Raw genomic sequence first — 13,063 nt, 5'->3', positions numbered from 1 at the left:
GTGATGACCAACACGGTTCTCGACATCAACAACCTCGTCGTCTCCGTCGGCAAGAAGCCGGGCGGGCCAAAGATCATCGACGGCATCTCGATCCAGGTCCGCGAGCGCGAGACGCTGTGCCTCGTCGGGGAAAGCGGCTCGGGCAAGTCGGTGACCTCGCTGACCACGATGGGCCTGCTGCCGAAGGGCACGCTGGTTCCCACCGCCGGCAGCATCAAGCTGGTCGGCGAAGAGCTGCTCACCGCGACCGACCGCCGCCTGCGCCAGCTCCGCGCCACGCAGATGGCGATGATCTTCCAGGAGCCGATGACCGCGCTCAATCCGGTGGTGCCGGTCGGCCGCCAGATCGACGAGGTGCTGCGCGCGCACACCAATCTCGATGCCAAGGCGCGAAAGAAGCGCATCCTCGACATGATGGAGCAGGTCCACCTGCCCCAGGTCGAGCGCATCTTCGCCTCCTACCCGCACCGCCTCTCCGGCGGCCAGCGCCAGCGCATCATGATCGCGATGGCGCTGGTGCTGGAGCCGAAGCTCTTGATCGCGGACGAGCCGACCACCGCGCTCGACGTCACCACGCAGAAGCAGATCTTGTCCCTGATCCGCGAGCTCCAGCGCGATCACGGCACGGCCGTGCTGTTCATCACCCACGACATGGGCGTGGTCGCCGAGATCGCCGACCGCGTCGCCGTGATGCGGCAGGGCCGGCTGGTCGAGACCGGCCCGCTCGAGGCCGTGCTGCGCAATCCGACCATGGAATACACCCGCAATCTGCTCTCCTCGGTGCCGAGCCTGGTGCCGCGGCCGCCGCGCGAGGAGAGCCGCGAGCCGGTCGTGCTCGAGGCTAACGACCTCAGCAAGGTCTACAAGGAGCGCGCCTTCTTCGGCAAAGGCCGCGAGGTCGTCGCCGCCGACAAGGTGACGCTGACGCTGCGCAAGGGGCGCACGCTCGGCATCGTCGGCGAAAGCGGCTCGGGCAAGTCGACCGTGGCGCGCTGCATCGTGCGCCTGATCGATCCGACCTCCGGCGGCGTGCGCCTCGCCGGCCGAGAGATTGCCGGCATCTCGCGCCGCCTGCTGCAGCCGCACCGGCAGAAGATCCAGATCGTGTTCCAGGATCCCTACCGCTCACTCAACCCGCGTGTCACGGTCGGCGAGAGTATTGCGGAGGGCCCGATCAATTACGGCGTCGCCCATCCCGATGCGATGAAGCGCGCCCGCGAGCTGCTCGAGCTGGTCGGCCTGCCCGCCGATGCAGTATCGCGCTATCCGCACCAGTTCTCCGGCGGCCAGCGCCAGCGTATCGCCATTGCCCGCGCGCTCGCGCTCGATCCGGACGTGCTGGTCGCGGACGAAGCCGTCTCCGCGCTCGACGTCTCGGTGCAGGCGCAGGTGCTGGAACTCTTCGACGAGATCCAGAAGCGCCTCGGCATCGCGATCCTGTTCATCACCCACGATCTGCGTGTCGCAGCGCAGATCTGCGACGAGGTCGTGGTGATGCAGCATGGCCGTGTCGTCGAACAAGGCCCGGCCGCTGAGGTGCTGACGCATCCGAAGGAGGCCTACACCAGGGCGCTGCTGGATGCCGCTCCCGGCCGCGACTGGGACTTTGCGAACTTCCGGCCGGTGGCGGAAGGTGTGGCGGCCAGCCTGTAGCAACATCCTCCGGTGTCGTCCCTGCGAAAGCAGGGACCCATACCGCGGAATCCAGCGACCGCGCGTGGCGCTAATCCCGAACGACCGATCTTCGCCAAACTCCTCCCTGGGGTTATGGGTCCCTGCGTTCGCAGGGACGACACCGCGAGTGTGGTCGGCAGAGCCACTCACAACACCCACCGCACCCGCAGCATTCCCAAAACAGCTTGATCCTATGCGCGGCGCGAGTGCTTCCCACCTTGCTCTCGCCGCAGGGCCAAGGCTAACGTCGCGCCCTCTTGATTGATTGGACTGAACTGAATGACACGCATCGCCGTCGGCGGCTTCCTGCACGAGACCAATACCTTCGCTCCCACCAAGGCGACCTTCGCCGACTTCCAGCATGGCGGCGGCTGGCCTGCGATGACAGAAGGCGCCGACGTGCTGAAGGTGATGCGGCGCATCAATGTCGGCCTCGCCGGCTTCGTCGATAGCGCCGAAGCGAATGGCTGGGAACTTGTTCCGACGATTGCCTGCGGTGCGAGCCCGTCGGCGCATGTCACCAAGGACGCCTTCGAGCGCATCGTGAAGGTGATGGTCGACGGCATCGCGGCCGCCGGCCCGCTCGATGCCGTCTATCTCGACCTGCACGGCGCCATGGTGACCGAGCATCTCGACGATGGCGAAGGCGAGATTCTGGCGCGCGTGCGCCGCGTCATCGGCAAGGACGTTCCGCTGGTCACCAGCCTCGACCTCCATGCCAACGTCACGCCGGAGATGATGGAACATGCCGACGCGCTGATCGCCTACCGCACCTATCCGCATGTCGACATGGCCGAGACCGGCCGTGCCTCTGCGCGCCATCTCGCGCTGCTGCTGCAAACAAAGCAGCGCTTTGCCAAGTCGTTCCGGCAATTGCCGTTCCTGATCCCGATCAGCTGGCAATGCACCAACGACCAGCCAACTAAAGGCATCTACGAACAGCTCGCCGCGCTGGAGAGTGACGCAGTTCCGACGCTGTCTTTCGCGCCCGGCTTTCCCGCCGCCGACTTCCGCGATTGCGGGCCGAGCGTGTTCGCCTATGGCAGGACGCAAGCCGATGCCGACCGTGCGGCCGATGCGATCGTCAAGCTGATCGAAAGCCACGAGGACGATTTCGACGGCAAGATCTGGTCGCCCGATGATGGCGTGCGCCACGCGATGGAGCTTTCGAAGAGCGCGAGCAGGCCGATCATCATCGCCGACACCCAGGACAATCCCGGCGCCGGCGGCGATTCCGATACGACTGGCATGCTGCGCGCGCTGGTGCGCAACAGAGCGAGCGCCGCGACCGGCGCGATCTACGATCCGGTCTCGGCCAAGGCCGCGCATGATGCCGGCGTCGGTGCCATCGTGACGCTGTCGCTCGGCGGCAAGTCCGGCATCCCCGGCGACGAGCCCTATCGTGAGACCTTCGTGGTCGAAAAGCTCTCCGACGGCCGCTTCATCGCGCCCGGCCCTTACTATGGCGGCCGCGAGATGGAGATGGGCCCCTCCGCTTGCCTGCGCATCGGCGACGTCCGCGTCGTCGTCTCCTCGCACAAGGCGCAGCTCGCCGACCAGGCGATGTACCGCTATGTCGGCATCGAGCCGACCGAACAGAAGATTCTGGTCAACAAGAGCTCGGTGCACTTCCGCGCCGATTTCGAGCCGATCGCGGAAAAGCTGATGATCTGCGCCGCACCGGGCGCGATGCCGGCCGACACCGCCACCCTGCCCTGGACGCGCCTGCGGCCGGGCATTCGCATCAAGCCGAACGGCCCCGTTTTCTCGCCTCCCTCACGCTAACTGGACAGAACCCATGCCCACGATCGATCGCATCGACGGTTACGCCGACGAGCTCACCGCCATCCGCCGCGACCTGCACGCCCATCCCGAGATCGGCTTCGAGGAAGTGCGCACCTCCGGCATCGTCGCCGACAAGCTGAAGAGCTGGGGCATCGAGGTGCATCGCGGTCTCGGCGGCACCGGCGTGATCGGCGTGATCAAGGGCAAAGGTTCGGGCAACAAGCGCATCGGCCTTCGCGCCGACATGGACGCGCTGCCGATGGAAGAGAACACCAATCTGAAGTGGAGCTCGAAAATCCCCGGCCGCTTCCACGGCTGCGGCCATGACGGCCACACCACCATGCTGCTCGGCACCGCGCGCTATCTCGCCGAGACCAAGAACTTCGACGGCACCGTGCACCTGATCTTCCAGCCGGCCGAGGAAGGCCTCGGCGGCGCCCGCGCGATGATCAAGGACGGCCTGTTCGAAAAATTCCCCTGCGACGAGCTGTACGGCCTGCACAACGCACCCGACCTCAACCATGGCGAGATCGCGATCCTGCCCGGCCCGGCGATGGCCAGCGCCGACTTCTTCGACCTGCGTATCACCGGCTATGGCGCGCATGGCGCGATGCCCGAGCGCTCCAAGGACGCGGTGATCATCGCGACCACGCTGGCGCAGGCGATCCAGACCATCGTCAGCCGCAACGTCGAGCCGCTGCAGGCTGCGGTGGTGTCGATCACCCAGATCCACGCGGGCTCCGCCTACAACGTCATTCCCGGCGACGCACATCTTTGCGGCACCATCCGCACCTTCTCGAAGGAAGTTCGCACCCTGGTCAGCGAACGCATCCGCACCATCTGCGCCGGCATCGCAAGCGCCTATAGTTGCGTGATCGACGTCGACATCCGCGACACCTTCGGCGTGCTGGTCAACCAGGTCGAGCAGTCCAAGGTGGTCGAAGAGGTCGCGCGCACCATCGTCGACCCCGCCAACGTGATCACGCGCGCCCAGCCCAAGATGGGCAGCGAGGATTTTGCCGACATGCTGGAGACCATTCCCGGCGCCTATTTCTGGGTCGGCCATGACGGCAACGTGCCCGTGCACAATCCCGGCTTCGTGCTCGACGACAAGATCCTGCCGATCGGCGCCAGCATGTTCGCCCGGATCATCGAGACCCGTATGCCGGTAGGTTAGCAATGCATAAGAAGAGCCCTGAGGAAGCAGTTACCTCGCTGCACGATCTGTCCGCGGTCGATCTGATCGCGGGCTATCGCGCCAAGCAATTCTCGCCGAGCGAGGTGCTGGAGGATTTGCTCGCGCATGTCGCTGCGTGGGAGCCGCATCTGAAGGCGCTCTATGCATTCGATCCCGACGGCGCGCGCGAGGCCGCGAAGGCCTCGACCGCGCGCTGGTCCGGCGGTGAGCCATCCGGCGCGCTCGATGGCGTGCCCGTCACGGTGAAGGACAACATCGCGACCAAGGGCGTGCCGGTGCCGCTGGGCGCGGCCAACGTCAAGCTGGTGCCGGCCGAGAAGGACGCCCCGCCCGCCGCACGCCTGCGCGAGGCCGGCGCGGTCATCTTCGCCAAGACCACGATGCCCGATTACGGCATGCTGTCATCCGGCCTCTCCAGTTTCCACGCACTCGCGCGTAACCCCTGGGACCTCTCGAAGAACCCCGGCGGCTCCAGCGCGGGCGCAGGCGCGGCTGCCGCGGCCGGCTATGGTCCGCTACATCTCGGCACCGATATCGGCGGCTCGGTTCGCCTGCCTGCGGGCTGGTGCGGCCTCGTCGGCCTAAAGCCGAGCTTCGGTCGCGTGCCGATCGACCCCACCTATGTCGGGCGCGTCGCCGGCCCCATGACCCGCACGGTCGACGATTGCGCGCTGATGATGAGCGTGATCGCAAAGCCTGACCGGCGCGACGGCATGAGCCTGCCCGCCGAGCCGCTGAACTGGAAGGGAGCAGAGAAGTCTCCGCGCAAGCTGCGCATCGGCCTGATGCTTGATCCCGGCTGCGGCCTGGCGCTGGAGAAACCGGTGCGCGAGGTCGCGGTGAAGGCGGCAAAAGCGTTCGAATCCGCAGGTAGCGTCGTGACCGAGGTCGACGGCATCCTGACGCGCGAGATGCTCGACGGCCTCGACAACTTCTGGCGCGCGCGGATGTGGGATGATCTGGCCAAGCTGACGCCGGCCGAACAGGCCAAGGTGCTGCCCTATATCTTCAAATGGGGCGAGTCCGGCGCCAAGCTCTCTGGCATCGATGTCATCCGCGGCTTCAACCAGACCATGGCGATCCGGGCTGCGGCGTCAAAGCTGTTCTGCGAGCTCGACTATGTGATCTCGCCGACCGCGCCGAACGTGAACTATCCGGCGGACTGGGCCTCGCCGACCAACGATCCGATGAAGCCGTTCGAGCACATCGCCTATACCGTGCCATGGAATATGTCGGAGAACCCCGCCATCTCCATCAACGGCGGCTTCGACGCCAAGGGTTTTCCCATCGGCGTACAGATCGTCGGCCGCCGCTTCGACGATATCGGCGTGCTCGGCATGGCCAAGGCTTTTGAAGGTTTGCGCGGGCCGCAGAAGCCCTGGCCGAGGCCGCCGGCGAAGTAAGACGTTCTCGTCATTCCGGGAAGCGCGCCCTTTAAGCGCAAGCCCGGAAGTCTTTGGACAGGCAGCATGCGGAGCCTCTTGCTTACCCTCCCCTGGAGGGGGAGGGTCGGCTCACGTTGAGCGCAGCGAAATGTGAGACGGGGTGGGGTGACGTTCTCTCCGCGTCCAGCAGTGCCCGAGAGGAGAGATCACCCCACCCCGCTCGCGCTGCGCGCGATCGACCCTCCCCCTCCAGGGGAGGGTAAAGAAAACTCAAGCCCTGTGCCATCTGCGCAGCGAAAGAACAAAAGGAAGGAAACCGCCATGGCGTATGAGACGATCAAATACGAGGTCGCCGAGCAGATCCTCACCATCACCCTGAACCGGCCCGACAAGCTCAACGCCTTCAACGCGCAGATGCAGGCAGAGCTGATCGACGCATTCGACGCCGCCGACAAGGACGATAACGTCCGCGCCATCATCGTGACAGGCGCCGGCCGCGGCTTTTGCGCGGGTGCCGATCTGTCGTCGGGCGCCGACACGTTCGATCGCGACGCCCGGCGCGGGCCCGTCAAACGCTGCGCCGACGGCAAGGTCGACTACAGCGATCCGCAGGTGCGCGACGGCGGCGGCCAGGTGACCTTGCGCATTTTCAAGTGCCTGAAGCCCGTCATCGCCGCCGTGAACGGCCCTGCGGTCGGCATCGGCGTCACCATGCAGCTCGCGATGGACATCCGCATTGCTTCCGACGCCGCTCGCTTCGGCTTCGTGTTCTCCCAGCGTGGCATCGTGCCGGAGGCGGCGTCGAGCTGGTTCCTGCCACGCATTGTCGGCATCTCGCAGGCGCTGGAATGGTGCTATTCGGGCCGCGTCTTCCCGGCCCAGGAGGCCCTCGCCGGCCGTCTCGTCAGCAAGGTCGTCTCCCCTGATGACCTCCTGCCGACCGCCCGCGCGCTCGCCAAGGAGTTCGCGGCGAAGACCGCACCGGTATCGGTTGCGCTGATCCGCCAGATGATGTGGCGCATGATGGGCGCCGATGATCCGATGGAGGCCCACAAGGTCGACAGCCGCGGCATCTACGCCCGCGGCCGCTCCGACGATGTGAAGGAAGGCGTGGTGTCGTTCCTGGAAAAGCGCCCCGCGCAGTTCCAGAACAAGGTGTCCAGCGACATGCCGGACTATTTCCCGTGGTGGACGGAGCGGGAATACAAGTAGCTTCGTAGCTCTCGTAGGGTGGGCAAAGCGACTTGTCCGCCATAGCTCGAAGAGCGACGGCGGAAGCGTGCCCACGCACTTTTCGCCATCGAGAGAGATGGTGGGCACGGCGCAACAGCGCCTTTGCCCACCCTACGGCACCGTCACTCCATCATCAGCGCGACACGCCCGATCGCCTTGCGGTCGATCAAGAGCCGCATGGCCTTCGCGTAATCTTCCAGTGGCAGGCGGTGTGAGACGTTGGGGCGCAGCTTGCCCTCCTCCGCCCATTGCAAGAGCGCTTTCAGGCGGACCTCGCCAAGTGCGGGATTCTTTCGTACCGCTTCGCCGGCACGCACGCCGAGCACGCTGGCTCCCTTGATCAGCAGGAGGTTGGTCTTGGCCGAACCGATGCCGCCGGTGAAGCCGATTACGAGGAGCCGCGCGCCCCAGGCGATACAGCGCATCGAGTCTTCGAAAACCTGACCGCCGACGGGATCGAACACGATGTCCGCGCCGCGACCATCGGTGATGCGCTTGACGGCGTCGCGAAACGGCTCGCGGTCATAGCGGATAAGATGATCGGCGCCGCGCGATTTCGCAATGGCGAGCTTCTCGTCGCTGGACGCCGTCGCGATCACGGTCGCGCCCAACATCTTGCCGATCTCGACGGCGGCCAATCCCGTGCCACCACCGGCGCCATGCACCAGCAGCACCTCTCCCGGCTCGACCCGGCCGCGATCGATCAGCGCGTGATAGGCCGTGCCATGGCCGGCAAGATAGGTCGCAGCCTCGGCGTAGTCGAATGTCGACGGCATCGGCGTGAGCTGCGACGGCGCGACGATGGCCTCGTCGGTGAATGCGCCATGCCGCATCTTCACGATAACCTTGTCGCCGACGGCAACGCCCTTCGCCTCCGCACCCACTTCGGTCACGTCGCCGGCAGCTTCCATGCCGGGCGTGAACGGCAGCTCCGGCTTGAGCTGATATTGGCCGGCGGCCATCAGCACATCAGGAAAATTCAGCCCGGCGGCACGGATCGCGACCCGCGCTTCGCCCGGCTTCAGGGCGCGCGGCGGAAACTCTTCCAGCCGCAAGGTTTCGGGCTCGCCGAGCGCGCGACAGACGACGGCGCGCACCATCAGGCCGCGCTCGCCTTGCTGCGCTTGAGCGCTTCGCGGATCAGCGGCAGGCGGTCATTGCCGAAATACATGTCGGTCTTGTTGACAAAGATCGTCGGCGAGCCGAATCCGCCGCGGGCGACGACCTCTTCCGTATTCGCCTTGAGCTGATCCTTGATCCCTTGCTCGGCGATGCCGGCGAAGAATTTTGGCTCGTCGATGCCGACCCGTTTGCAAATCTCCGCGAGCACCGCGTCCTGCGAGATGTCCTTGTCGCCCCCCCAATAGGCCTCGAACACGGCGGTCGCGAACGGCACCATGTCCTTACCCAGCCAGATGCAGCCGCGCATCGCCTTGACGCTGTTCACCGGAAACACCGTCGGCGGCATCTTGATCGCAAGGCCCGCCGAGCGCGACCAGTCCTGAAGGTCCTTCTTCATATAGCGCGCCTTCAACGGCACCGGCGTCTCGCGCTGCGCATAGACGCTCGGATTGACCGTATTGAAGATGCCGCCGACCAGGATCGGTCGCCAGACGATCTCGGCGCCGAGTTCCCTGGCGAGCGGCTGGATGTTGTGGAAGGCGAGATAGGTCCAGGGGCTGGAACAGTCGAAGAAGAATTCGATCATGGCGTTTCCTTTGTGACGGACCTCGTCCTGAGGAGGCCGCGTAGCGGCCGTCTCGAAGGATGGCCACGGGTGACAGTCGGGCCTTCATGGTTCGAGACGCGCCTATGGCGCTCCTCACCATGAGGGACAGGCACTACTTCCTTCCCAACACTTCCTTCGCACGCTGGCCGAACATGATCTTGCGTGATTCCTCGTCGAACGGCTCTTTCACGAATTTTCCGATCGCAAGCCCCGCCTGCACCTGCGGCCTGGCGCGGACGTCGGCATACCAGCGTTTGACATTCGGATAGTCGTCGAGCGTAAAGCCCTGCGCCTTGTGGGTCATGGTCCAGGGGAAGCAGGCAATGTCGGCAATGGAATAGTCGCCGGCGACATAGGCGCCGGTCTTCTCCAGCTGCCGGTCGAGCACACCGTAGAGCCGGGCCGCCTCGTCGCGATAGCGCTCGATCGCATAGGGGATCTTCTCCGCCGCATAGAGCGCAAAATGGCCGTGCTGGCCCAGCATCGGCCCGAGGCCGGCCATCTGCCACATCACCCATTGAATTGTGGTGGAACGGCCGCGCAAGTCAGCGGCCAGGAAGCGGCCGGTCTTCTCCGCGAGATAAATCAGAATTGCGCCGGTCTCGAACACCGAGAACGGCCCGCCGCCGTCGGCGGGTGCGTGATCGACGATCGCGGGGATGCGGTTGTTCGGGGAGATCGCCAGAAACTCGGGGCTGAACTGCTCGCCGGCGCGGATGTCGACGGGCTTCACGACATAGGGAAGTCGGAGCTCTTCCAGCATGATCGAGATTTTCCAGCCATTCGGCGTCGGCGCGTAATGGAGATCGATCATGACGTTTCCCTCGGCATCCTTTGGCCTTCCCTGCCGATGCCGCCAGCTAAAATAACGACTTTTGTTGTTCTGTACCTTGACGTTAGGACATGGCAGGAAGGGGCGCAACACAACCCGCCGGAGGGCCGCCATGCTGTTTCCAACCACGATTGCCGGCTCCTTGCCGAAGCCGGAATGGCTTGCCGAACCCAATATGCTCTGGGCGCCCTGGAAGTCGCAGGGCGACGAGCTACTCCGCGCCAAGCGCGACGCGACGTTGATCTGGCTGAAGATCCAGGAGGACGCCGGAATCGACATCCTCACCGAGGGCGAGCAGGCCCGGCAACATTTCGTGCACGGCTTCCTGGAGAAGATCGACGGCATCGACTTCGCGCACAAGGTCGAGATGGGCATCCGCAAGGACCGCTACAAGGCGATGGTGCCGCAAGTGGTCGCCCCGCTCCGGCTCAAGGGCCGCGTCCATGCCTTCGAGGCGCGCGCGGCGCGCACGCACACGAAGAGGAAGCTGAAGTTCACCCTGCCCGGCCCGATGACCATCATCGACACCATTGCCGATCGCTACTATGGCGACCGCGTCAAGATGGCGTTTGCCTTCGCCGAGCTTTTGAATGAGGAGGCCAAGGCATTGCAGGCCGACGGTGTCGATCTCGTGCAGTTCGACGAACCCGCCTTCAACGTCTACATGGACGAGGTCAACGATTGGGGCATCAAGGCGCTGGAGCGCGCTGCGCAGGGCCTCACCTGCGCCACTGCCGTGCACATCTGCTACGGCTACGGCATCAAGGCCAACACCGACTGGAAGGAAACGTTAGGCAGCCAATGGCGGCAGTATGAACAGATCTTTCCGGCGATCGACGCCAGCCCGATCCAGCAGGTCGCGATCGAATGCCGCAATTCGAAAGTGCCGCTCGATTTGCTCGCGCTCTTGAAGAACAAGATCGTGCAGGCCGGCGTGATCGACGTTGCCAGCGACACGGTGGAGACCGCAGAGGATGTCGTGGAGGTGATCGACGCGGTGTCGAAATTCGTTCCCAAGAGCAACATCATCGCCACCACCAATTGCGGCATGGCGCCGATGCGGCGCGAGATCGCCGAAGCCAAGCTGATGGCGCTCGGCGCGGGTGCCGCGCTGGCGCGCGAGAAGCTGGGGTGAGGGCCGGGATCCGCAGGCCGCTCTGCTAGTCCAGAGCGGTCGGATGCAGCGCCGGTTGATATCCGGCGCTCAGTGCACGCAGTGTAGACGGGGGCGTCAGCAGCATTGGGCTCTCCAGCTCGTGCTCGGCGCGGGCATAGCCGGCTGGCGACCATAACAGCGGCCGTCCCTTCATCACCAGAAAGCTCTCCTCGCCCTGCTGCACCATCGCGCCGTCGGGCAACTCTGCCGGCAACATCGGTAGTGGGTGCAGGCGCTTGCGGCCGCCATCGAGACGCTCCAGGTGCAGCTGGGCGTCCATCGCCTTTGCGCTCACCTTGGTTGTGCCATTGCCCCTCTCCCACGCCGCGCGAAACCGGTTGGCGTCCTCGCGTCGGCAGAAGAAGCAGGGGCGATGTCCTGCGGCAAAGGCGGTGGCCTCGTCGAGGAAGAACAGCTCGGTCCAGCTGCGCCGCGCCATCACCGGCCGCCGCCAGCCGCGGAACTCGCACAAGCATATAATCCACGCTGGCGACGACCAGCGCTTGTTCAGCAGCGTCTTCGTTGCGGGATCATGGATGATGCCGCGATTGCCGGTGAACAAGCCGCGATGCGGGGTGGCGATAATGTCGCCGGTCGGCAGGACGCGGTTTTGGAGAGGGCGAGTAGCGAATGGCGAATTGCGAGTGGAGGGGCTGCTATTCGCCATTCGCTACTCGCCATTCGCCTTTGATCACGCCGCGCCGTCGCGCAGCGGCGGGTGGTAGGACAGCGCGGTGTCCCAGGGGAAGAAGATCCAGGTATCCTGCGAGACTTCCGTGATGAAGGTGTCGACCAGCGGGCGCCCCTTCGGCTTGGCATAGACGGTGGCGAAATGTGCGTCGGGCAACATCTCGCGCACCAGCTTGCCGGTCTTGCCGGTGTCGACGAGATCGTCGACGATCAACAGCCCCTTGCCGGTGCCACCACCAAGCTTCATGGCCTGTTCCGAAATACCCTTGAGGACCTGGAGGTCGCCCTGCTTGTCGTGGTCGTAGCTGGCGACGCAGACGGTATCGATGATGCGCACGCCAAGCTCGCGCGCCACGATCGCGGCCGGCACTAGGCCGCCGCGGGTGATCGCGATCACCGCATGGAACGGGCCGACCTCGTTGAGGCGCCAGGTCAGCGCCCGGCAATCCCGGTGGAACTGGTCCCACGAGACCGGGAAGGCCTTGCCCGCCCGCTCCTGCGCACTCAGTTCCGGTGCTTCACCAGCCATTGTCGTCTCCTGCTTCGCCTGCCGGCAAATTCTCTGCTAACGACTGATGTTCAATCCTGCCAGCATTTCCTTCACCGCGGCCATTGCTGCCGCGAGCTTGTCCGCATCGCGCGAGCGCACCACGAGGTTCGTATTCGGCTTTTGCTCCTCGTCCATGAAGGGGTAGCTGCCGATGATGGTGTCGGGATGGGCGGTGGCGATCGCGCGTAAGGGGCTGCCGATGTCGCCCTCCCGCGCATTGGCGCGGACCGATTCGGAGAGCATGCGCACGCCCGATTTCAGCTTGGGCGAGACGATGTCCATCATCGCCTGCATGATCGAGGGCACGCCGGCCATCACGATGACATTGCCGATCTTGAAGCCGGGCGCAAGGATGGTTGCGCTCTGGATCAGCTCGGCACCGTCGGGGATGCGGGCCATGCGCAACCGGGCCTCGTTGAGGTCCTGCTCGCTCCAGCGCTCCTTGAAACGGGCGACCACCTCCGGATGGTGGTCGATGCCGACGCCGAACGCCTTGGCGACGCTGTCGGCGGTGATGTCGTCATGGGTCGGCCCGATGCCGCCGGTGGTGAAGACGTAGGTGTAGCGATGCCGCAGTGCATCCAAGGCCGCGATGATGTCGGGCTCGTCATCGGACACGACCCGAACCTCCTTCAGGTCGATGCCGATATTGGTCAGGTATTCGGCGATGAAGCCGATATTCTTGTCCTTGGTCCGGCCCGACAGGATTTCGTCCCCAATGACCAGAATGCCCGCCGTGACGATCTCGCTCATAACTTAAGTCCCTCACCTGTGGCGCCGACTTTGCCGAGGTAACGCGTTGAAGTCACGCGGTTTTGCTGTCGAAATAAG

At 65.0% G+C, this 13,063-nt stretch carries 12 protein-coding genes; 6 read left to right on the top strand and 6 right to left on the bottom strand.

The window, feature by feature from the left end:
- The first annotated feature begins 3 nt into the window (after positions 1 to 3).
- The 5 genes from GGD66_RS21555 (at position 4) to GGD66_RS21535 (ending at position 7,254) form a co-directional block, all read left to right on the top strand.
- Complete coding sequence (locus GGD66_RS21555) at positions 4 to 1,653, top strand: ABC transporter ATP-binding protein (protein WP_183259145.1); 1,650 nt, start codon at positions 4 to 6, stop codon at positions 1,651 to 1,653.
- Positions 1,654 to 1,953: 300 nt separating this feature from the next.
- Positions 1,954 to 3,459 carry a M81 family metallopeptidase gene (locus GGD66_RS21550; protein WP_183258958.1) on the top strand — a complete coding sequence of 502 codons (1,506 nt, stop codon included), beginning with the start codon at positions 1,954 to 1,956 and terminating at the stop codon, positions 3,457 to 3,459.
- 13 nt (positions 3,460 to 3,472) lie between these two features.
- Positions 3,473 to 4,636 (top strand): M20 aminoacylase family protein, encoded by a 1,164-nt coding sequence (locus tag GGD66_RS21545; protein ID WP_183258957.1) that lies wholly within the window; start codon positions 3,473 to 3,475, stop codon positions 4,634 to 4,636.
- A 2-nt stretch (positions 4,637 to 4,638) separates the two neighbouring features.
- On the top strand, positions 4,639 to 6,060 hold the full coding sequence (locus GGD66_RS21540) for an amidase (RefSeq protein ID WP_183258956.1): 1,422 nt from the start codon (positions 4,639 to 4,641) through the stop codon (positions 6,058 to 6,060).
- A gap of 303 nt (positions 6,061 to 6,363) precedes the next feature.
- Positions 6,364 to 7,254 carry a crotonase/enoyl-CoA hydratase family protein gene (locus GGD66_RS21535; RefSeq protein WP_183258955.1) on the top strand — a complete coding sequence of 297 codons (891 nt, stop codon included), beginning with the start codon at positions 6,364 to 6,366 and terminating at the stop codon, positions 7,252 to 7,254.
- A 143-nt stretch (positions 7,255 to 7,397) separates the two neighbouring features.
- Here GGD66_RS21535 and GGD66_RS21530 read toward each other — a convergent pair whose 3' ends face one another.
- The 3 genes from GGD66_RS21530 to GGD66_RS21520 all read right to left on the bottom strand — a co-directional run bounded on the left by GGD66_RS21530 (position 7,398) and on the right by GGD66_RS21520 (position 9,818).
- Positions 7,398 to 8,375, bottom strand: a complete 978-nt coding sequence (locus GGD66_RS21530) for an NADPH:quinone oxidoreductase family protein (protein WP_183258954.1) — start codon at positions 8,373 to 8,375, stop codon at positions 7,398 to 7,400.
- The gene (locus GGD66_RS21525) at positions 8,375 to 8,983 is read right to left on the bottom strand and encodes a 2-hydroxychromene-2-carboxylate isomerase (RefSeq protein WP_183258953.1); all 609 of its coding nucleotides are present in this window, start codon (positions 8,981 to 8,983) and stop codon (positions 8,375 to 8,377) included. Before GGD66_RS21525 ends, GGD66_RS21530 begins: the two co-directional genes overlap by 1 nt.
- 133 nt (positions 8,984 to 9,116) lie before the next feature.
- The gene (locus GGD66_RS21520; RefSeq protein ID WP_018322075.1) at positions 9,117 to 9,818 is read right to left on the bottom strand and encodes a glutathione binding-like protein; all 702 of its coding nucleotides are present in this window, start codon (positions 9,816 to 9,818) and stop codon (positions 9,117 to 9,119) included.
- A gap of 130 nt (positions 9,819 to 9,948) precedes the next feature.
- On the opposite strand from GGD66_RS21520, the gene GGD66_RS21515 reads away from it, so the two are divergent.
- Positions 9,949 to 10,971 carry a methionine synthase gene (locus GGD66_RS21515; protein WP_183258952.1) on the top strand — a complete coding sequence of 341 codons (1,023 nt, stop codon included), beginning with the start codon at positions 9,949 to 9,951 and terminating at the stop codon, positions 10,969 to 10,971.
- 25 nt (positions 10,972 to 10,996) lie between these two features.
- Here GGD66_RS21515 and GGD66_RS21510 read toward each other — a convergent pair whose 3' ends face one another.
- From GGD66_RS21510 to GGD66_RS21500, 3 genes are read right to left on the bottom strand one after another with little or no spacing between them, the layout of a single operon-like run.
- Positions 10,997 to 11,659 carry a hypothetical protein gene (locus GGD66_RS21510; protein ID WP_183258951.1) on the bottom strand — a complete coding sequence of 221 codons (663 nt, stop codon included), beginning with the start codon at positions 11,657 to 11,659 and terminating at the stop codon, positions 10,997 to 10,999.
- A gap of 24 nt (positions 11,660 to 11,683) precedes the next feature.
- Positions 11,684 to 12,211: a xanthine phosphoribosyltransferase gene (gene gpt / locus GGD66_RS21505; protein WP_018322072.1), complete on the bottom strand. Its 528-nt coding sequence runs from the start codon at positions 12,209 to 12,211 to the stop codon at positions 11,684 to 11,686.
- Between the two features lie 36 nt (positions 12,212 to 12,247).
- Positions 12,248 to 12,985 carry a molybdopterin-binding protein gene (locus tag GGD66_RS21500; RefSeq protein WP_183258950.1) on the bottom strand — a complete coding sequence of 246 codons (738 nt, stop codon included), beginning with the start codon at positions 12,983 to 12,985 and terminating at the stop codon, positions 12,248 to 12,250.
- Positions 12,986 to 13,063: the final 78 nt, after the last annotated feature.

Source organism: Bradyrhizobium sp. CIR48 (assembly GCF_014198315.1).
Lineage (GTDB): Bacteria > Pseudomonadota > Alphaproteobacteria > Rhizobiales > Xanthobacteraceae > Bradyrhizobium.
The sequence above is the reverse complement of the archived record's forward strand: the minus strand, read 5'-3'. Positions and strand labels throughout refer to the sequence as shown.